Source organism: Pluralibacter gergoviae ATCC 33028 = NBRC 105706, from assembly GCF_001598855.1.
Taxonomy (GTDB): Bacteria; Pseudomonadota; Gammaproteobacteria; order Enterobacterales; family Enterobacteriaceae; genus Pluralibacter; species Pluralibacter gergoviae.
The window spans coordinates 1-19,409 of record NZ_BCZS01000025.1; the positions used below are offsets into that span (position 1 = coordinate 1).

15 protein-coding genes, 1 tRNA gene and 2 other RNA genes are annotated in these 19,409 nt (G+C 61.2%); 10 read left to right on the forward strand and 8 right to left on the reverse strand.

Annotated features, from left to right (window positions below):
- Positions 1 to 33: 33 nt before the first annotated feature.
- The 4 genes from ENGE1_RS20000 to eptB all read right to left on the reverse strand — a co-directional run bounded on the left by ENGE1_RS20000 (position 34) and on the right by eptB (position 2,219).
- Positions 34 to 166: non-coding RNA, RtT sRNA (locus ENGE1_RS20000), on the reverse strand.
- A gap of 35 nt (positions 167 to 201) precedes the next feature.
- Positions 202 to 334: non-coding RNA, RtT sRNA (locus ENGE1_RS20005), on the reverse strand.
- Between the two features lie 35 nt (positions 335 to 369).
- Positions 370 to 446: transfer RNA gene (locus ENGE1_RS20010), tRNA-Pro, on the reverse strand.
- Between the two features lie 90 nt (positions 447 to 536).
- Positions 537 to 2,219, reverse strand: a complete 1,683-nt coding sequence (gene eptB, locus ENGE1_RS20015) for a kdo(2)-lipid A phosphoethanolamine 7''-transferase (RefSeq protein ID WP_048254930.1) — start codon at positions 2,217 to 2,219, stop codon at positions 537 to 539.
- A gap of 404 nt (positions 2,220 to 2,623) precedes the next feature.
- On the opposite strand from eptB, the gene ENGE1_RS20020 reads away from it, so the two are divergent.
- On the forward strand, positions 2,624 to 5,095 hold the full coding sequence (locus tag ENGE1_RS20020; protein ID WP_225823450.1) for a membrane-bound PQQ-dependent dehydrogenase, glucose/quinate/shikimate family: 2,472 nt from the start codon (positions 2,624 to 2,626) through the stop codon (positions 5,093 to 5,095).
- 76 nt (positions 5,096 to 5,171) lie between these two features.
- Here the strand turns inward: ENGE1_RS20020 and ENGE1_RS20025 are convergent, their stop codons facing one another.
- Entirely contained in the window at positions 5,172 to 6,374 is a 1,203-nt protein-coding gene (locus tag ENGE1_RS20025; protein WP_043081019.1) for an L-lactate MFS transporter, read from the reverse strand.
- Between the two features lie 229 nt (positions 6,375 to 6,603).
- Positions 6,604 to 7,311 carry an autotransporter domain-containing protein gene (locus tag ENGE1_RS20030; protein WP_043081020.1) on the reverse strand — a complete coding sequence of 236 codons (708 nt, stop codon included), beginning with the start codon at positions 7,309 to 7,311 and terminating at the stop codon, positions 6,604 to 6,606.
- A gap of 133 nt (positions 7,312 to 7,444) precedes the next feature.
- Between ENGE1_RS20030 and tag the strand changes: the two genes are divergently transcribed.
- Entirely contained in the window at positions 7,445 to 8,026 is a 582-nt protein-coding gene (gene tag, locus ENGE1_RS20035) for a DNA-3-methyladenine glycosylase I (RefSeq protein ID WP_048254933.1), read from the forward strand.
- Positions 8,004 to 8,444 carry an N-acetyltransferase gene (locus ENGE1_RS20040; RefSeq protein WP_048273377.1) on the forward strand — a complete coding sequence of 147 codons (441 nt, stop codon included), beginning with the start codon at positions 8,004 to 8,006 and terminating at the stop codon, positions 8,442 to 8,444. The genes tag and ENGE1_RS20040 overlap by 23 nt, the downstream gene beginning before the upstream one ends.
- Here ENGE1_RS20040 and ENGE1_RS20045 read toward each other — a convergent pair.
- Positions 8,413 to 10,746, reverse strand: a complete 2,334-nt coding sequence (locus ENGE1_RS20045) for a molybdopterin guanine dinucleotide-containing S/N-oxide reductase (protein ID WP_043081023.1) — start codon at positions 10,744 to 10,746, stop codon at positions 8,413 to 8,415. The genes ENGE1_RS20040 and ENGE1_RS20045 overlap by 32 nt on opposite strands.
- A 159-nt stretch (positions 10,747 to 10,905) precedes the next feature.
- Between ENGE1_RS20045 and ENGE1_RS20050 the strand changes: the two genes are divergently transcribed.
- The 6 genes from ENGE1_RS20050 (at position 10,906) to ghrB (ending at position 16,826) form a co-directional block, all read left to right on the forward strand.
- Entirely contained in the window at positions 10,906 to 11,565 is a 660-nt protein-coding gene (locus tag ENGE1_RS20050) for an OmpA family lipoprotein (RefSeq protein ID WP_043081024.1), read from the forward strand.
- A gap of 100 nt (positions 11,566 to 11,665) precedes the next feature.
- Positions 11,666 to 12,682: a LacI family DNA-binding transcriptional regulator gene (locus ENGE1_RS20055; protein WP_043081025.1), complete on the forward strand. Its 1,017-nt coding sequence runs from the start codon at positions 11,666 to 11,668 to the stop codon at positions 12,680 to 12,682.
- 107 nt (positions 12,683 to 12,789) lie between these two features.
- Complete coding sequence (locus tag ENGE1_RS20060) at positions 12,790 to 13,536, forward strand: sugar phosphate isomerase/epimerase family protein (protein ID WP_045289988.1); 747 nt, start codon at positions 12,790 to 12,792, stop codon at positions 13,534 to 13,536.
- A gap of 3 nt (positions 13,537 to 13,539) precedes the next feature.
- On the forward strand, positions 13,540 to 14,481 hold the full coding sequence (locus ENGE1_RS20065) for a sugar kinase (RefSeq protein ID WP_048254939.1): 942 nt from the start codon (positions 13,540 to 13,542) through the stop codon (positions 14,479 to 14,481).
- Between the two features lie 70 nt (positions 14,482 to 14,551).
- Positions 14,552 to 15,832 (forward strand): MFS transporter, encoded by a 1,281-nt coding sequence (locus ENGE1_RS20070; protein WP_048254940.1) that lies wholly within the window; start codon positions 14,552 to 14,554, stop codon positions 15,830 to 15,832.
- Between the two features lie 22 nt (positions 15,833 to 15,854).
- On the forward strand, positions 15,855 to 16,826 hold the full coding sequence (ghrB, locus tag ENGE1_RS20075; protein ID WP_048254943.1) for a glyoxylate/hydroxypyruvate reductase GhrB: 972 nt from the start codon (positions 15,855 to 15,857) through the stop codon (positions 16,824 to 16,826).
- Positions 16,827 to 16,911: 85 nt separating this feature from the next.
- Here the strand turns inward: ghrB and ENGE1_RS20080 are convergent, their stop codons facing one another.
- Complete coding sequence (locus ENGE1_RS20080; protein ID WP_043081030.1) at positions 16,912 to 17,622, reverse strand: DUF3053 domain-containing protein; 711 nt, start codon at positions 17,620 to 17,622, stop codon at positions 16,912 to 16,914.
- Positions 17,623 to 17,998: 376 nt separating this feature from the next.
- Between ENGE1_RS20080 and ENGE1_RS20085 the strand changes: the two genes are divergently transcribed.
- On the forward strand, positions 17,999 to 19,354 hold the full coding sequence (locus ENGE1_RS20085; RefSeq protein ID WP_048254944.1) for an MFS transporter: 1,356 nt from the start codon (positions 17,999 to 18,001) through the stop codon (positions 19,352 to 19,354).
- Positions 19,355 to 19,409: the final 55 nt, after the last annotated feature.

Below are 19,409 nucleotides of genomic sequence, written 5' to 3' on the forward strand. Positions count from 1 at the left end.
AAAAGCCTGCTCGATGAGCAGGCTTTTTAAAATTGGTCGGTGATAGAGGATGACTCGCCGCTTCGCGACTCGCCCTGCGGGCCGTTGCTAAAGCAACGTTTTCTCGCTCCGCTCGAATCGAACCTCTGCCCTCGGAGGTTCAATTCCTCTCCTGCCGTAAATGCAAAAAAGCCTGCTCAACGAGCAGGCTTTTTTTTAATTTGGTCGGTGATAGAGGATGACTCGCCGCTGCGCGGCTCGCCCTGCGGGCCGTTGCTAAAGCAACGTTTTCTCGCTCCGCTCGAATCGAACCTCTGCCCCCGGAGGTTCGACTCCTCTCCTGCCGTAAACGCAAAAAAGCCTGCTCAATGAGCAGGCTTTTTTTTAATTTGGTCGGTGATAGAGGATTCGAACCTCCGACCCCTTCGTCCCGAACGAAGTGCGCTACCAGGCTGCGCCAATCACCGAATGCGGGGCGCATCTTACTGCTGTCCCCCTACCCCGTCAATCCCTTTTCTTCATAAAGAGATTCAACCGGCGATAAACTCGCCATCCGGCTATTTCTTCGCCGCCGGAAGGTGGCACCAGTTGTTGTTCTCATTGATGCCGCCGTCCGGGGAAGTATAGCCCAGACAGCCCAGCAGCGTGTCGTACAGCTCCTCATGGCGGTGCGGTGTATCGCCCTTCGCCTGCTGCTGCAGATGCGCCAGCGCCCGCGCGTGGGACGGCTCCTCCAGATACTTGTCGGACATCCACACCAGCATCGGCACCCGGAACTGCTCCGGCGGCGCCAGCTTGCGCGGCGTGCCGTGCAGGCGCTCGCGGTCGTTAATCGACTCGCCGTGGTCCGCCGCGTAAAAAACGATCGCTTTCTTATCGCGCACCTGATCCAGCACCCGGCTAATAAAAGCGTCCGTATAGAGCACCGAGTTATCGTAGGCGTTAATCAGCTCCGCTTTGCTGCAGCCGTTGTTCAGATGCTTACATTCCGGCGTCCACTTCGCGAAGTCGCGGGTGTAGCGCTGGTAGTAGCTGTAGTGGGAGCCTTTGGTGTGCAGCACAATCAGGTGTTTACCCTGCGGATGCTCCTGCAGCGACAGCGCCATTTCGTCAAGCAGCAGCATGTCGTCCACCCGCTTGCCGCGGTTGCGCGGCTCGGCGCCGATCTGCTCGCGGTAGGCAATGTTATCCGCCATGGTGTTGCTGTAAAACCACATCTCGCTCTGCATCGCGAACAGATCTGAGCTGAAGCCGAGCTGGCGGAGTACCGCAAACACGTTCTGCTCTTTCAGGGTACGCTGGGGATTATCCTCTGCCCCGCCCTCGCGCACGAACATGCAGCGCAGGGAGAGCTTGGTGGCCGTATCGCAGGATGTGCCGCGGAAAGCCGCCAGGTTCTTCTCCTGGGCGAGCTTCGGCGTGGTGTCCCGGTCGTAGCCGAGGATCCCCATATGGTCCCAGCGGGTGGTTTCGCCGATGATAAAGACCACGTAGGTATCATCCAGTGCACCGTCCGGCGCGACGTAGCTGAACTTTTTCGCCGGATTGATCAGCGACTGGCTGTCGGACGTCTCATCTACCTGCGCCCAGGCGTACAGCCCCAGCGCCGAGAGCCAGTTGGAGGGCAGATAAGAGTTGGCCACCACGCCGCCGTAGCTCGGCATATCGACCCCGGTCGCCCGCTCCATCTGCTTTTGCTGAATGTCCATCAGCCTTATCGGCGCCCAGACCAGCAGCCCGGCGGCAATCATTACCAGCGCGCTGCGCAGCCGCAGGCCGCGGGTACGCAGCTGATGCTGAAGCGTCACCTGCGAACGGTTGCTCCAGATAAAGAACAGCGGCGGCAGGCTCACCAACACGGTCCAGGCTATCTGCCAGACGCTTACCACCTCTTTAGAGAGATCGACATCCGTGGTCATCACCGAGGCGACAATGCCGTAGCCGATGATAACGTTGAGAAAAGTCATGTAGTAGCTGGCGGCCGCGGAGATCACCACGATAAGCGACGTCAGGATCTGCCACGTCCGGCGTCCGAACAGCGACAGCAGCCGCAGCAGAACAAACGTGGCGAGGATTGAACCGGACAGTTCAATAAAGGCCAATATACCGTTTTTAAAGGTAAAATTTGCAAAATAGCCTTCAAGCCGCCTGAACAGCACCGCGCCGTTCAGAAACAGTCCGATATACACAGCCAGAAACAGGCAAAGTTTCTGCTGCGTCAAAGCGTTAATGTATTTCATGCAAGCAAAACCCTGGTAAAGGGAATACAAAAAAAGCAGCCTACGCAACGTAGGAAACGCGGGCAGCCTAAGGTAAAGCGTCTGATACGGTAATAAGAAACGTCTACAAGCGCTTGAGAGTAGACCGCCGTGCGGGAGAAAAGTGTCACGTTCGGACAAGACTGGACAAAATTTTACACAAATTCGCGATGGCGGCAGCCCGCCATCGCCTTCCTGCTTTTAGCCCCTGTGCGCCGGGGCGTATCCCCAGGGGCACAATCTTCAGATAAATCTCCCTCTGCAGCGCCCCATCAGGCTAATGTCTAAAGTTAATTCAGCTCATGTGCTTTTTTGTCAATAAATTGTAAGTATTTTGTTATAGACATAGAAACCAGTCGAAAATTCATCCACACAAGGACACCATCTTGACGACGATACATCGAACGCCCGGACTGTCGGTCTGGAACAAAATATTTGCCGCCGTGCTGCTGATATTCGGTCTGGCAATGGCCGTTGGCGGCGGGTATCTCGCCGCCGTGGGCGGAAGCTGGTATTACCTGCTGGCGGGCGCGGGCTCCATCATCGCGGCGCTGCTGATTTTTGCCAGGAGGCGCAGCGCGGTGTACTGGTTCGCGCTGGTCTTTATCGGCACGCTGCTGTGGACGATATATGAGTCCGGTCTCGACTACTGGGGCTGGGTTCCCCGCTTTGACCTGATGCTGCTGCTGGGTATTGTCTTTGCCTTTCAGTTGCCGGGCCTGGCGCCCGGCGTCAGCCGCGCGTTCTCCCGCACGCTTGGTGTCATATTTATCGCCGGATTCGCCGCCGCCGCTATCATTCCCTTCACCGCGCTGAACGTAACGCCGGCCAGCGGCATGCCCGCCGCCGGTGATAATACCTTCGCGACCGATACCGGCAGCGGTAAAGCCTCCAGGCCCGATAGCGGCGACTGGTACACCTACGGTGGCTCTCTGGCTTCCCAGCGCTTTGTAAACAGCACCCAGATAACCCCGCAAAACGTTAAGGACCTGAAGCTCGCCTGGCAGTTCAGGACCGGCGATCTGCCGAAAACCCGCTGGGGCGCTGAGAATACCCCGATTAAAGTTGGCGATACACTCTACACCTGCTCAGCGCGTAACCGCGTATTCGCCCTGGATGCGGCGACAGGAAAAGAAAAGTGGCACTTCGACCCGAAAGTCGACGACAAATCAATCCCCTATACGGCCGCGTGCCGCGGCCTGACCTGGTTTGATGCCACCACCAACAGCCACGTCACCGCCAGCCAATCGGTCTCCGCGCCGGCGGCCTCAGGTGCAGGCCAGGGCGGCGAGTGCGACCAGCGTATTATTCTCGGCACGCTGGATGCGCGGATCATTGAACTGAATGCGAAAACCGGCGAGGTATGCCGCAGCTTCGGCAACAATGGCACCGTTAATCTGGCGGCGGATATGGGCGAAGTTTACGAAGGCTATGTGGCCATCAACTCGGCGCCGGTGGTCATTCGCGATACTCTGGTGGTGGCCCACCAGACCATTGACGGTCAGCGCGCCTTTGGCCCGCCGGGCGTGATTAAAGCCTATGACGTGCGCACCGGGGCGCTGAAGTGGGCCTGGGACGCCGCGGCGCCCGATACCGCAACGCCGAAATCCGGCCCGAATGCCTACAAGCGCGGCTCACCGGATGTCTGGACCTCGTTTACCGGCGACGATAAGCTGGGCCTCGTGTACCTGCCTGTCGCTAATGCCTCCGGCGATTACTGGAGCAGCACCCGCACGGCCGAGGAGCTGAAATATGCCGTGACGCTCACCGCCCTGGATATCAATACCGGCCTGCCGGTGTGGTCGTTCCAGAGCGCACACAAAGACGTCTGGGACTACGATCCCGGCTCGCAGCCAACGCTGTTTGACTATCCGGGCAAGAACGGCGAAAAAATTCCGGCCATTATCTATCCGACCAAGCAGGGCGAAATCTACGTTCTTGACCGCCGGAACGGGAAATCGCTGTTCGGCGTCGAAGAGCGCAAAGTGCCCGGCGGCGGCGCAGAGCCGGAGGCTCGCTCGCCCACGCAGCCCTACTCGCTGTTCCACCACCTCAGTAAGCCGGATCTGACGCCGAAAGATATGTGGGGGCTGACGCCGTTCGACCAGATGGTGTGCCGCATTCAGTTCCAGAAAGCCGCCTACAAAGGCCAGTACACCCCGCCAGAGTCCGTGCGCCACAGCATCGAGTATCCGGGCTATAACGGCGGATCCGACTGGGGCAGCGTCGCTTTCGATCCCAACCGCGGCATCATCATCGCCAACTATAACGATATGCCTAACTACAACATCCTGGTGCCGAGAGCGAAAGCCGATGCGCTGGGCTGGAAGCCGCGTGATGAGATGGATGCCAATCCTGACGACCACGGCCATGCGGAAGGCGCCGGCGATCCGCAAACCGGCGTGCCCTATGCGGTAAACGTCAACGCCGGCTGGCGCCTGCCGTTTACCGGGATGCTCTGTAAAGAACCGCCCTACGGCGGGATTCGCGCCATTGACGTACGCGATGGCCGCACGCTCTGGGATCGTCCGCTGGGCACCGCGCGCCGCAACGGCCCATTTGGCATTCCGTCCGGTCTGCCCATCAACATCGGTACGCCAAATAACGGCGGCTCGGTGGTCACCGCCAGCGGCCTGATCTTTATCGCCGCCGCCACGGACGACCTGATCCGCGCTATCGATATCAACACTGGCAAAACCGTCTGGAGCACGCCGCTGCCGGCGGGCGGCCAGGCGAACCCGATGATCTACACCCAGAATGGCCGGGAGTACCTGGTTATCGTTGCCGCCGGCCACCACTTTATGGAAACGCCGGTCGGCGACTATGTTCTCGCCTGGGCCCTGCCGGAGAAGCAGTAGCCGCGTTCTGGCACTCTAAAAGCAGAGGCCCGCGTAATAACGCGGGCCTCTTTCTTTAATGTCACGCCGGATGCTATCAGGCGTGCGCCTGGCGCAGCGATTCGCGCTGGGGCTGGCGGATAGTGGTCGACAGCGCCAGGGAGAGGATCAGCAGGGCGAAGATGACGCAGAAGGTGACGTAGAAGCCGCCGAACAGCGAAGCGATGATTGACCCGCAGATGCTGCCGATACCGAAGCCGAGGTAAATCACGCCGTAGTTTTTCGCCAGGTTGTTGATACCAAAGAAGTCGCTGACCAGTGAAGGGTAAACGGTGATGGTACCGCCGAAGTTAAAGGCGACGCAGGCGATAGCGGCAAAGAAGGTTACGGCATTCAGCGGTGCGAACAGCAGGGCCGCCATACCAACCAGAGAGATAATCTGACCGATGGTGATAACGCGGATGCGGGCAATTTTATCGGAGAGGATACCCAGCACCAGGCGGCCGCTCAGGTTAGCGATAGAGATAACGGTGACGGCGTTGGCGGCAGTCATCACGTCAAGGTGAACCATGCCCTGAGCAATATCTTTTGCCACGCCGATAACGTACAGGCCGCTCATGCAGGCGGTCAGGAACATCACCGCCAGCATCCAGTACTGCGGTTTACGCATCGACTGCGCCAGGGTGAAGTCGTTCTCGGTTACGCCGTTGACGGTTTTCACTTCCTGACGCGGAGCGTCTTTCATCAGCATCGCGCCGAAGACGATCATCACCAGAACGATAGCGCCCCAGATAGTAAAGGTTTTTTCCAGCCCGACCGATGCCAGCAGCTGGCTGTCGATGAATTTAAAACCGAGGCTGCCCAGACCGTAGGCGCCGATGGCGAAGGCCGAGATAAGGCCTTTACGTTCCGGGAAGAATTTCACGCAGTTGGAGAGCGTCAGCAGGTAGCCCGCACCGTCGGCGATACCCACCAGCACGCCGGCGCTCAGCCAGAGCATCATCAGGTTATTGGCATGGGCGGTAAGAATGAAGCCCAGGCCCAGTAGAATACCGGAGGCGATGGTCACGCGCTTCACGCCGAAGCGCTCCTGCAGCTTACCGGCCACCGAGGATGACAGCGCCAGGCCAAGGCTCAGCAGGCCAAATGAGAAGGCGACCTGGCTGACCGGCTGCCCGAGTTTGTCAGACAGCGGGGCGTTAAACAGGCTCCAGGTATACACCGAGCCGAGGGCAAACTGGGTAATGATGGTGCCGATAAGCGTCAGCCAGCGGGTAGAAGGTTTGATTGCAGCATTCATAGCAGGGTGCCTTATGAAGATTAACTGCTGCCTAAATTAGCGAAGTGCCGTTCGCGCGGGGTGAAAAAAGGCATGAACTGCCGCCAGCGCGGAATGAAATGCACTGCAGCAGGAATGAATGACATCGCCGGCGGCGCGTGAAGAATAAAGTGAGTGGTTACTAGCCTTGAGCGTACTGTCAAAGCTATGTTTTCATCGTAAACAACACTAATTAAAAGAAGCGAGAATGTTAAAACCTGGCGCTCATTCCCATCATATAGATGTAGTTGGTGCTTTCGGTTAAATTGTCGGCCTGAGAAAACGACGCGTAGGCCGAGAAGTTCGGATTCAGCAGCATGTCCGCCCCCAGCGTCACGTCCCGCCAGCTGCCGTCCTGCGTTGACGTCGGCGTACGGCTAAGGCCCGACTGCGACTTCCACTGGTTCTCACCAAACTGCTGGTTAAAACTTATCTGCGCCCAGGGGTGCACGCCCCACAGCGGCTGGCTATTAATGCGCCAACCCAGCGTGCTGACGCTGGCGTGCCACAGCGGATCGTTTTGCGCCGCCGTGCTGGCGCTGTCGCCAAACTCATTCCAGATAGACTGAGAGGTGCCGTCATAGCGCCAGCTGGCCACCGGCCCGGTGGTAAAATTGGCGCCAATCGGAATATTAAGCTGCATGCTGAGGGTGCGCGTGGCGTCCATTGGCAAACTTTCCGGCGGCGTGAAGGCCACGCCGGGCAGTGCCAGAGAGGCATTAATCCGCTCCGTCAGCACATCATTGTAACGCGGCGGGTGATCGCTATCCCACGTATAGCGCGCCGCACTGTCGCTTTGCGGCTCAGTAACGATATATTCCTGTTGCCAGGCGAACGCGGCGGTCGGGCAGGCCGCTCCGGCAAGAGCAAAAAACGGGCAAATAAGGCCCGGTAAGCCACTGCATCGCTTAATTATCATTATAACGACTCCGGGAGAGCCGAAACCGGCGCTACTATTATGATTTTTGTACCACTGTGTATTAATAAACTATTGCCAGTTTATTTCTTTCGTCAAGACTGGCTGAGAATAAAATAGAAGAGGACATTTGACTATGGAACGCTGCGGCTGGGCCACACAGGATCCGCTCTACATCAGCTACCACGACGGCGAGTGGGGCGTGCCCCAGCGCGACGGGCAAAAGCTGTTCGAAATGCTCTGCCTTGAGGGCCAGCAGGCGGGGCTGTCGTGGATAACCGTGCTCAGGAAACGCGAAAACTACCGCCGCGCCTTTCATGATTTCGACCCGCAAAAAGTGGCGGCAATGGATGAAGAGGACGTCGAGCGGCTGGTGCAGGATGCCGGCATCATTCGCCATCGCGGGAAAATTCAGGCCATTATCGCCAATGCCCGGGCGTTTCTGGCAATGGAGGCGGCCGGCGAGCCGTTCAGCGAGTTTGTCTGGTCCTTTGTCGAGGGACAGCCCCGGCTGAACCGCCCGGCAACGCTTGCGGAGATCCCGGCGACCACGCCGGCCTCAGATGCCCTCTCAAAAGCGCTCAAAAAGCGCGGCTTCAAGTTCATCGGGTCAACCATCTGCTACGCCTTTATGCAGGCCAGCGGCCTGGTTAATGACCACGTGGCCACCTGCTTCTGCTATCCCGGAGGTGACGATGATCCAGCCCTGGCAGAGTAGCGATCTGCGCCCGCTGCTGGCGGTGTGGCGGGAAAGCACCGAGTACGGGCATCCGTTTATTGACGCCGGCTACTGGCAGGAGAATGAGCGGCTGGTCCGGGAGGTCTACCTGCCCGCCTCCCGGACCTGGGTCTGGGAGGCGGACGCGCAGATAAAAGGCTTTATCAGCGTGATGGAGCCCTGCGTCGTCGGGGCGCTGTTTGTGGCGCCGCAGGCCATCGGCTGCGGCATTGGCCGGGCCCTGCTGGCCCACGTCTGTCAGCGCTACCCGGACCTGACCCTTGAGGTCTACCAGCAAAATACCCGGGCGGTACACTTCTACCACGCCCGGGGCTTTCGCATCGAGGACTGCGCCTGGCAGGATGATACCGGCCAGCCTACCTGGCTTATGCGCTGGCAGGCGGATCAAACGCCGTAACCGGCAGCGCCGGGCCGCTGTACTTCTCCAGCCACGCCAGCGCGGTGTTGCCCGCGCAGCCGTTGCCGAGCTTCGAGCTGGGCAGATCTTTGGTCAGCACGTTCACCGCGCCGTTTTTACAGATCCCGCCCGCCTCGCGGTCCAGATCCGGCCAGGCGCCCTCGTGCAGGCAGATAACGCCGGGACGAATGCCGTCGGAAACCACCGCGCCGGCCAGCACCTGTCCGCGGGCGTTCCACACCCGCACCAGATCGCCGTCATTAATACCGCGCGCCCGGGCGTCGTCCGGATGCAGCGTCAGCGGCTCGCGCCCCGCCACCGCATAGCGCTCGCGCAAAGCGGTGTGGTTCAGCTGGCTGTGCAGGCGGTGCGCCGGATGCGCAGAGAGCAGCTGCAGCTGGCCGGGCTCGGCATTGCCGTGCCACTCGTCCGGCGCCAGCCAGCTGGGGTGCCCCGGGCAGTCGGCATACTTAAACCCGGCGATGCGCGCCGAAGAGATCTCAATTTTGCCGCTGTCGGTTTTCAGCGGATTGGCCTGCGGATCGGCGCGGAAGGCGGCAAAACGCACGAAGCGCGCGTTCTCTTCGCTCTCCGGCATCTCGATCAGCGCATTCTCCTGCCAGAATTGGCTAAACGGCGGCAGCGTCACCTGCTGGCTGCCCCCGCGCTGCGCGGCGATGGCGTAGAAGCTTTCCAGCCACTGCAGATCGCTTTTCCCTTCGGTAAAGCGCGCCCGCCCGCCTGCTTCCCAGCGCTCGCTGAGATCGGCAAACACGTCAAAATCATCCCGGGCCTCATCGCGCGGGGCCACCACCCGCTTCATCGGCACCAGGTGCTGGTTGCTGTAGTCGCCGGTCATCGTCAGGTCGTTGCGCTCAAAGGAGGTGGTGGCGGGCAGCACGATATCCGCATGGCGGGCCGCCGCGGTCCAGAAGCATTCGGAAATCACCACCAGCTCCGGCTTCTGCCAGGCGCGGATCAGGCGATTAGTGTCCTGATGATGGGTGAAGTTAGCGCCGCCGGCCCACCAGATAAAGCGGATGTGCGGGAAGTGCCGATCCATGCCGTTGTGCTGATAGGGCGCGCCGGGATTTTCCAGCGCCTCAACGATGCGCGCCACCGGAATTTTATCCACCGCGTCGGTGCCGTCGGCCACCGACCCCTGCATCGAGCCGAGGACCGCCGCCCGCCGCGTCGGATTGCCGCCGTTAGCAAAATGGTAAGAGAGACCAAACCCGCCGCCCGGCGTGCCTATCTGTCCCAGCATCGCCGCCAGGGTCACCAGCATCCAGTGCTTCTGCTCGCCGAACTGCTGGCGCTGCATCCCCCAGCCGGCCATCAGCATCGTGGTATTTTCGTGGAAGAGTGCCGCCAGTTCGCGGATTTTCGCCGCATCAACACCGCAGATCGCCGCCGCCCACTCGGCGGTTTTTGCCACGCCGTCGCCCTCGCCGCTGAGATAGCGGGCGAAGACGTCGTAGCCGGTGGTGCAGCGCTGCAGGAAGTCCGCATCGTGCCAGCCGTTTTCCACCAGCGTATGGGCAATGCCGAGCATCAGCGCCACGTCGGTGCCCATGTGCGGGGCGATCCACTCCATACGTTCGCCGAAGAACTCCGCCGTCTCCGATCGCATCGGATCGATGCAGATCAGTTTTTTGCCGCTGCGGCGCAGGCGGTCAAACCACGGGATGCCCTGCTCATCGGAGGCGTTCCAGGCAATTTTCAGCGTATTGAGCGGATTGGCGCTCCACAGTACCACCACGTCGGTGTGCTCAAGGATCAGCGGCCAGCTGGTCTGCTGCTGGTAGACCTCGTTGCCGCCGACCACGTAGGGCATGATCGCCTGCGCCGCGCCGGTCGAATAATCGCCCAGGTGGCCGACGTAGCCGCCGGCGAGGCTCATATAGCGCTGCAGCAGCGTCGCCGCCTTGTGCAGCACGCCGTTAGAGCGCCAGCCGTAGGAGCCGGCGAAAATGGATTCAGGCCCGTAGCTGTCGCGGATCCGCCGGTGCTGACGGTCAATCAGGGTCAGCGCCTCATCCCAGCTGACCCGCACAAACTCATCGTCGCCGCGCGTGCCCTGCGGCCGCTCCGGCGAAGCGAGAAAGCCTTTGCGCACCATCGGCCAGCGCACCCTGGCCCGGCTGTGCACCTGATCGCGCACCGCGCTCTGCAGCGAGTTTTCAAAGGTGCCGGGCAGCGCCCCGCGCGAGGAGAGCACGCGCTCGCCGTCGGTCTCCACCAGCATCGGCCCCCAGTGGGCCGCCGTCAGAACTGTTTTTGTTGTCGATGAATTGGCCAAGTCTCACCTGCGCAGGCTGTTTTGCGACCGCTGTTTACCGCCGCTCGATATTGTTTACAAAATTGGGCAATCTGCCCGTCATCTTCTCCGGGTATGGACGTCATAATCACCCGCCACGCCTGAGGTGGTAAAGAATAAAAAAAGATCGAAGGAAACAGAATGAAAAAACGTGTACTTATCATTGCCGCTGCCGTCAGCGGCGCGCTGGTTATTTCGGGTTGCACCACTAACCCTTACACCAACGAAAGGCAGCCGGCAAAAGCCGGCGTTGGCGCCGGCATCGGCGCGCTGGCGGGCGCGGGCATCGGCGCCCTGGCCTCGAAAAAACACCGCGGGAAAGGCGCGCTGATTGGCGCCGCGGCGGGCGCCACCGTCGGCGGCGGCATCGGCTACTACATGGATGTCCAGGAGGCGAAGCTGCGCGAGAAAATGCGCGGCACCGGCGTCAGCGTCACCCGCAGCGGGGACAACATCATCCTCAATATGCCGAACAACGTGACCTTTGACAGCAGCAGCGCCAACCTGAAACCGGCGGGCGCCAACACGCTCACCGGCGTGGCGATGGTGCTGAAAGAGTATGAGAAAACCGCAGTGAACGTGGCGGGCTTTACCGACAGCACCGGCAGCAAAGAACTGAATATGCGTCTGTCCCAGCAGCGCGCCGATACCGTAGCCAGCTCGCTCATCACCCAGGGCGTGACCGCCAGCCGCATCCGCACCAGCGGCATGGGGCCGGCGAACCCGATCGCCAGCAATGCCACCGCCGAGGGTAAAGCGCAGAACCGCCGCGTCGAAATCACCCTCAGTCCCCTGCAGTAACCCCTCCGCCCGGCCTTTGCGCCGGGCACGCCTGCCATTCTGCTTGCCAGCAACGATTTTCGCGTTAAGGTGTTCACACATTCAGGCAGAGGAAGCAGTCATGGCAAACAAGGCGCGGGCCACCATCAGCGATGTGGCGAAAGCCGCAAAAACCGGCAAAACCAGCGTATCGCGCTATCTTAACGGCGAGAAGCATCTGCTTTCCGATGCGCTGCTGGCGCGTATTGAGCAGGCCATCGCCGAACTCGACTATCGCCCCAGCCTGATGGCGCGCGGGCTCAAGCGCGGGCGCACCCGCCTGATTGGGCTTATCATTGCCGACATCACCAACCCCTACTCTGTCCACGTCCTCAGCGGGATTGAAGCCGCCTGCCGCGAGCAGGGCTTCACGCCGCTGGTCTGTAACACCAACAACGAAGTCGATCAGGAACTGCACTATCTCGATCTGCTGCGCAGCTATCAGGTGGAGGGGATCGTGGTGAACGCCGTCGGGATGCGCGAAGAGGGCCTCAACCGGCTCCAGCAGTCGGCGCTGCCGATGGTGCTTATCGACCGCAAAATCCCGCAGTTTGCCTGCGACGTCGTCGGCCTGGATAACGTCCAGGCGGCCACCACCGCCACGGAGCATCTGATCCAGCAGGGCTTTGAGGCGCTGCTGTTTCTCAGCGAACCGCTCGGCACCGTCAATACCCGCCGGGAGCGGCTCGGCGCCTTTCAGACCACCCTTGCCCGCTACCCCGATATCAGCGCCAGCAACCGCGAGGTGTCCCTCAACGACGGCGCGCGGCTCGACGAGGTTCTGCGCCAGTTCCACTACGACAATCGCGGCAGGTGCAAAGCGGTGATCTGCGCCAACGGCGCGCTGACGCTGCAGGTCGCCCGCTCGCTCAGACGCCTGGGTCTCAACTGGGGCAGCGATATCGGCCTGCTCGGCTTTGACGAACTGGAGTGGGCGGAGCTGGCGGGCGTTGGCATCACCACCCTCAAGCAGCCGACCTGGCAGATAGGCTACGCGGCGGTTGAACAGGTGGTGCGGCGCATTAACGGCAGCCGGGAGCCGGTTCGCGACCAGCTGTTTTCCGGGGAACTGATCGTCCGGGGATCGACCGGCCGCTAATTCTCTTGTGATGGCGATCATAAATTGACCTTATGCCGCTTTTCTTTGGAACCGGTTCCATTTAGCGTATTAGTAAAGCTATTGTTAAAACGCTGTGGAGCCGTCAGATGGCCAGAAAGATTATTGTTGTCACCGCCGCTTACGGAAATGACCGCGTAGCCGCCATGGGAGGACAGCAGGCCCTGCTGCCCGTTATCGCCGCCGCCGGCGCAGACGGCGTGGAGATCCGCCGGGAACTGCTCGACGCGCAGGCGCTGGACGCCCTGCCCCAGCTGAGCGAAAACATCGAACGCCACGGGCTGCAGGCCTGCTACTCGGCGCCGGAAGCGCTGTTTGAGCCCGACGGCAGCCTGAACCCGCGTCTGCCCGCCCTGCTGCAGGAAGCCAACGTGCTTAACGCGATGTGGCTGAAGCTCTCGCTCGGCCACTTTACCCACAAAGCCGCCCTCGCGCCGCTGCGCGCCATTCTCGCCGACAGCGGCGTCGCCCTGACAATTGAAAACGATCAGACCGAAAACGGCCGCCTGGCACCAATGCAGCGCTTTAAAGCCGCGGTGAAGGTGCTCAGCCTGCCCGTCGCCCTCACCTTTGATATGGGCAACTGGCTGTGGGTGGACGAGTCGCCGGAAGAGGCGGCGCGCATGCTGGCCCCCGGCGTCGGCTATATTCATGTTAAGGCCGCCGCGCCGGGCCACCACCACTGGCGGGCAGTGCCGCCGGACAGCGATCCGCGCTGGGCCGCGCTGCTCAACCAACTTCCCGCCGACGCGCCGCGCGGGATCGAATTTCCGCTGGAAGGCCGCGACCTGACTGCCGTGACCCGCCACTACGTTAACCTGTTACGCGAGGACTGAATCATGACGCAGGCACTGGATGTCATCACCATCGGCGAGGCGATGGCGATGTTTGTGGCCCGGGAGCCGGGCGAACTCAGCGGCGTCGAGCACTTTTTTAAACGCATTGCCGGCGCCGAGCTGAACGTCGCCACCGGCCTTGCCCGACTGGGGCTGAAGGTGAGCTGGGTCAGCCGGGTCGGCGACGACAGCTTCGGCCACTTCGTGCTCGACTCGCTGAAAAAAGAGGGCATCGACGCTTCGGGCGTGACCCTCGACGCCCGCTATCCGACCGGCTTTCAGCTGAAATCGAAAGTTGAAAATGGAACCGATCCCACTGTGGAGTATTTCCGCAAAGGCTCCGCCGCCAGCCACCTCAGCAAAGAGGATTTCCGCGCCGGATGCTTCAGCATCGCCCGCCATCTGCACCTGAGCGGCGTGGCCGCGGCCCTGTCGCACACGTCCTATGAGCTGCTGGAGCACGCCGCGACCGCTATGAAGGCCGCGGGCAAAACCCTCTCCTTCGATCCCAACCTGCGCCCGTCGCTGTGGAAGAGCGAGGCCGAGATGGTGGAAAAGCTCAACCGTCTGGCCTTCCAGGCCGACTGGGTACTGCCGGGGCTGAAAGAGGGCGTAATTCTCACCGGCGAAAAGACGCCGGAAGGCATCGCCGATTTTTACCTGCGTCGCGGCGTGAAGGCGGTGGTGATTAAAACCGGCGCCGACGGCGCGTGGTTCCGCACCGCCGACGGTGAAGAAGGCGCGGTCGCGGCGGTGAAGGTGGATAACGTCGTCGATACCGTTGGCGCCGGCGACGGCTTTGCCGTCGGCGTGATCAGCGCCCTGCTGGAAGGGAAAACCCTGCCGCAGGCGGTGGCGCGCGGTAACAAAATTGGCTCTCTGGCCATTCAGGTCCAGGGAGACAGCGAAGGTCTGCCGACGCGCGAAGCGCTCGGCGAAGCATAGTTATATTAAAAATGCCGCTCTGTACCCTACAGGCAGAGGCGGCGCCTCCCTCAACAACAGAGGTCTGCTTATGAACCGCTCAACCAATGCTCTCAAACGCTGGTGGTACATCATGCCGGTGGTGTTTATCACCTACAGCCTGGCGTACCTCGACCGCGCTAACTTCAGCTTTGCCTCAGCCGCCGGCATCAATGACGACCTCGGCATTACCAAGGGGATCTCCTCCCTGCTGGGCGCCCTGTTCTTCCTCGGCTACTTCTTCTTCCAGATCCCCGGCGCCATTTACGCCGAGCGCCGCAGCGTGAAGAAGCTGATTTTCATCTGCCTGATCCTGTGGGGCGGCTGCGCCTCGCTGACCGGGATTGTCAGTAATATTCCGATGCTGGCCGCCATCCGCTTTATTCTCGGCGTGGTGGAAGCGGCGGTGATGCCCGCGATGCTTATCTATATCAGCAACTGGTTTACCCAGTCCGAGCGCTCCCGGGCCAACACCTTCCTGATCCTCGGCAACCCGGTGACGGTGCTGTGGATGTCGGTGGTGTCGGGCTACCTGATCCAGGCCTTCGGCTGGCGCGAGATGTTCATTTTTGAGGGCATTCCGGCGGTGATCTGGGCCTTCTGCTGGTGGTTTATCGCTAAAGATAAGCCGGCGCAGGCGGGCTGGCTCTCCGACAGCGAAAAGTCTGCCCTGCAGGCGCAGCTGGAGAGCGAGCAGAAAAACATTAAAGCGGTGCGCAACTACGGCGAAGCCTTCCGCTCGCGCAACGTTATCCTGCTGTGCATGCAGTATTTTGCCTGGAGCATCGGCGTCTACGGCTTCGTGCTGTGGCTGCCGTCCATTATCCGCAGCGGCGGCGAAAACTTCGGCATGGTGGAAGTGGGCTGGCTCTCTTCGGTGCCCTACCTGGCGGCAACCATCGCGATGATCGTGGTCTCCTGGGCCTCGGACAAACTGCACAACCGCAAGCTGTTCGTCTGGCCGCTGCTGCTGATCGGCGGGCTGGCCTTTATCGGCTCCTGGGCGGTCGGCGCCAACCACTTCTGGATCTCCTACACCCTGCTGGTCATCGCCGGTGCCGCGATGTACGCGCCGTACGGCCCGTTCTTCGCCATTATCCCGGAGATGCTGCCGCGCAACGTCGCCGGCGGCGCGATGGCGCTGATCAACAGCATGGGCGCCCTGGGCTCATTCTGCGGCTCCTGGTTTGTCGGCTACCTCAACGGTGCCACCGGCAGTCCGGCTGCCTCATACATTTTCATGGGGGTGGCGCTTTTCGCTTCAGTATGGCTAACTCTGATTGTTAAGCCTGCTAACAATCAGCAATTACCCGCTGGCGCACGCCACGCCTGAATTTTGCTTTCGGAGGAAAAAGATGAAGCCGTCCGTCATTCTGTACAAGAAGCTGCCTGACGATCTTGAACAGCGCCTTGATGCGCTCTTTACGGTGACCCGGGTCCCTAACCTGAGCGAGGAAACCGTGCAGCAGCACGCCGCCGAATTTGCACAAGCCGCGGGTCTGCTGGGCGCGGGCGGCAAAGTGGACGCCGCGCTGCTCGACAAGATGCCGGCCCTGCGCGTGGCCTCTACGGTCTCCGTGGGCTATGACAACTTCGACGTCGACGCCCTGACCGCCCGTAAGGTGGTGCTGATGCACACCCCGACGGTGCTGACCGAAACGGTGGCCGATACGCTGATGGCGCTGGTGCTGAGCACCGCCCGCCGGGTGGTGGAAGTCGCTGAGCGCGTCAAGGCGGGCGAGTGGCAGAAGAGCATCGGGCCGGACTGGTACGGCACTGACGTGCACCATAAAACCATCGGCATCGTCGGCATGGGGCGTATTGGCATGGCGCTGGCCCAGCGCGCCCACGCGGGCTTCGGGATGCCGGTACTGTATAACGCCCGCCGCCACCACACAGAGGCCGAGGAGCGCTTCGGCGCCCGCTACTGCGAGCTGGACGCCCTGCTGGAGGAAGCCGATTTCGTCTGTCTGATCCTGCCCCTGACCGACGAAACCCGCCACCTGTTCGGCGCGGAGCAGTTCAAAAAGATGAAGTCTTCCGCCATCTTTATCAACGCCGGGCGCGGTCCGGTGGTGGACGAAGAGGCGCTGATTGAAGCGCTGAAGAGCGGCGAGATCCACGCCGCCGGGCTGGACGTATTTGAGCAGGAGCCGCTGCCGCACGCGTCCGAGCTGCTGACCCTGCCGAACGTCGTCGCCCTGCCGCACATCGGTTCCGCCACCCACGAAACCCGCTACAACATGGCGGCAGACGCGGTGAACAACCTGATTAATGCGCTCGACGGGAAAGTAGAGAAGAACTGCGTGAATCCGCAGGTGAAATGATGATTCTCCTTCTCCCCTCCGGGGAGAAGGCCGGGATGAGGGGAAGCGTTCTGCGCCTCCCCTTTTTATTTACCGCGTCTTTTATTTACTTCGTTGCATTCACTGCCGCAGTCCAGGCCTGGTTAAACGCCTGGTGCTGCGCGGCCAGCGGGCCAATCAGCGAGTTGTACTGGCTCGCCTGCTGGGAGGTCGGGAACTGAATACCGCTGGCCACAAAGCTGACCTGGGTATCCTGCTGGGCAATAAAATCGCCCACCTGCACCAGCTGCTGGGTAAACACCTGCGCCGCCGGGATCAGCGGCTGCATGGCCGCTGCGGGCTGGGTCACCACCTTGTCATACGCCTTATCAAACACCGGCTTCAGCTCGTCGTTCTGCTTCAGCGCCGCGTGGGCGGCATCCGCCTGCATTTTGGCATTCTCCAGCTGCTGGCTCAGCACGCCGAGCGAACCGTTGGCCTGACGCAGCGGTTCGCGCTGGGTGAGGTAATCCTGCGGGACGCGGATCGCATTGACGCTGTCCACCACCGGGCGCAGGCCGGCGTCCATCGCCTGATTAACCTGCTGGGCGTAGCCGTAGAGCACGGCGTAATCAGAGACCAGCGGCCCGAACTGTTTTTTCTGATCGCTGGTCAGCGTCGGCAGACGTTCGCCGCTACGCATCACGGTATTCTGCAGAAAGTCGATAAACGCCTTGCGCTGATCGCCCTCTTTATCGAAGCACCCACTCAGGCTAACCACCATTAACAGCGCCGCAACAGGCGCAAACCAGCGAGAGCAGGACTTTCCTGTCGCCATTTTTCTTACTCCTTCAGCCATAAAAGCGCAAAACGGCACACGCGTGCCGGACGCCCACAAGGATAGTCCAGCTGAGGCTCGCAGGATAGCCCCTCAGGCCCTGGCGGAGACAAAAAAGCACCGACCACCATTGTTAACCATTTGTTATTTTCATCACAATTACTGACCATCGCGCGCCCGGGCGATGGACCATTAACGTAATGACGGGAAACGAGTTTTTTGCCGTATCCCGCCACCGCCCCGCCTCCGGGTACGATAATCGCACGCTTCCTGCCCGCGCCGCATTGTCGAACCTGGCGCCTGATGGTTAGCTTATATGAACGATTAACGAATTTACGTTCGGTAATCGCACAACATGACCTCCAGGAATCGCGCTATGACAAAGACAACAACCGATATCCAGGCCTTCATTAACGATCGTCCCTTTACCCGCTATCAGTGGATGATCCTTGTGCTGTGCTTTACTGCCGTCGCGATGGACGGCTTCGATACCGCTATTATCGGCTTCATTGCCTCCGATCTGGTGCAGGAGTGGGGCGTACAGAAATCGGATCTGGGTCCGGTGATGAGCGCGGCGCTGGTGGGGCTTGCCGTCGGCGCGCTGACCGCCGGCCCGATGGCCGACCGCATCGGCCGCAAGAAGGTACTGATCCTGTCGCTTCTGGTGTTTGGCGGCTTTAGCCTGCTGACCGCCGCAGCGACCAGCCTCAACCAGCTGGCGCTGCTGCGCTTCCTCACCGGCCTTGGCCTCGGCGCCGCCATGCCCAACGCCGCTACCCTGATGAGCGAATACGCGCCGGAGCGCCGCCGGGCGCTGATGGTCAACCTGATGTTCGTCGGCTTTCCGATGGGTTCATCCCTGGGCGGCTTTATTTCGGCGTGGATGATCCCCCACTACGGCTGGCAGAGCGTGCTGATCCTCGGCGGGATCATGCCGCTGGTGCTGGCGGTCGTCCTGCTGTTTTTACTGCCGGAGTCGGTGCGTTTTCTGGTGGTCAAACATCGCCCGCAGACGCAGATTGCGGCCATTCTGCGGCGCATCGCCCCCGTCGAGACGGGGACCCGCTTCGTCCTGGAAGAGCGCGGCCAGGTGGAGAAGAAATCTGCCATCGGCGTGATCTTTTCGCCGCGCTACGCCCTCGGGACCGTCATGCTCTGCTTTACCTACTTTATGGGGCTGCTGATTTTCTATCTGCTGACCAGCTGGCTGCCGCTGCTGATCCGCGAAACCGGCGCCACCATGAGCCAGGCCTCGATCATCACCGCCCTCTTCCCGCTCGGCGGCGGCATCGGCGTGCTGGTGCTCGGCGCGCTGATGGACAAGTTCAACGCCAACAAGGTCGTGGCGGCGGGCTGGCTGCTGACCGCGCTCTTCGTCTGCCTGGTGGGCTTCTCCACCCACAGCCTGCTGCTGATGGGCGTGATGGTGTTCATCGCCGGCAGCATCATGAACGGCGCCCAGTCGTCGATGCCCGCCCTGGCCGCCGGCTTCTATCCAACCCAGGGGCGCGCCACCGGCGTCGCCTGGATGCTGGGCATTGGCCGGTTCGGCGGCATTCTGGGCGCCTTCAGCGGCGCCTTTCTGATGCAGGCCCAGCTCTCTTTTGAAACTATCTTCACCCTGCTGGCCATTCCCGCCCTGCTGTCGGCGATTGCGCTGATGATCAAAGCGGCCGCTGGCCGCAGCGCGCCCGCCGCCTCTGCGCCGGTCAAGCGCCCGCAGAAGGCCTGATAATCGGGGCGAATGCGCATCGGCGTTCGCCCCGCTGCACAGCTTTACGCACGAT

What these genes read in the sequence shown, in the direction of transcription:
- eptB (WP_048254930.1), bottom strand. Translation starts at nt 2,219, where the DNA reads ATGAAATACATTAACGCTTTGACGCAGCAGAAACTTTGCCTGTTTCTG.
- ENGE1_RS20025 (WP_043081019.1), bottom strand. Translation starts at nt 6,374, where the DNA reads ATGAATGCTGCAATCAAACCTTCTACCCGCTGGCTGACGCTTATCGGC.
- ENGE1_RS20030 (WP_043081020.1), bottom strand. Translation starts at nt 7,311, where the DNA reads ATGATAATTAAGCGATGCAGTGGCTTACCGGGCCTTATTTGCCCGTTT.
- tag (WP_048254933.1), top strand. Translation starts at nt 7,445, where the DNA reads ATGGAACGCTGCGGCTGGGCCACACAGGATCCGCTCTACATCAGCTAC.
- ENGE1_RS20040 (WP_048273377.1), top strand. Translation starts at nt 8,004, where the DNA reads ATGATCCAGCCCTGGCAGAGTAGCGATCTGCGCCCGCTGCTGGCGGTG.
- ENGE1_RS20050 (WP_043081024.1), top strand. Translation starts at nt 10,906, where the DNA reads ATGAAAAAACGTGTACTTATCATTGCCGCTGCCGTCAGCGGCGCGCTG.
- ENGE1_RS20055 (WP_043081025.1), top strand. Translation starts at nt 11,666, where the DNA reads ATGGCAAACAAGGCGCGGGCCACCATCAGCGATGTGGCGAAAGCCGCA.
- ENGE1_RS20060 (WP_045289988.1), top strand. Translation starts at nt 12,790, where the DNA reads ATGGCCAGAAAGATTATTGTTGTCACCGCCGCTTACGGAAATGACCGC.
- ENGE1_RS20065 (WP_048254939.1), top strand. Translation starts at nt 13,540, where the DNA reads ATGACGCAGGCACTGGATGTCATCACCATCGGCGAGGCGATGGCGATG.
- ENGE1_RS20070 (WP_048254940.1), top strand. Translation starts at nt 14,552, where the DNA reads ATGAACCGCTCAACCAATGCTCTCAAACGCTGGTGGTACATCATGCCG.
- ghrB (WP_048254943.1), top strand. Translation starts at nt 15,855, where the DNA reads ATGAAGCCGTCCGTCATTCTGTACAAGAAGCTGCCTGACGATCTTGAA.
- ENGE1_RS20080 (WP_043081030.1), bottom strand. Translation starts at nt 17,622, where the DNA reads ATGGCGACAGGAAAGTCCTGCTCTCGCTGGTTTGCGCCTGTTGCGGCG.
- ENGE1_RS20085 (WP_048254944.1), top strand. Translation starts at nt 17,999, where the DNA reads ATGACAAAGACAACAACCGATATCCAGGCCTTCATTAACGATCGTCCC.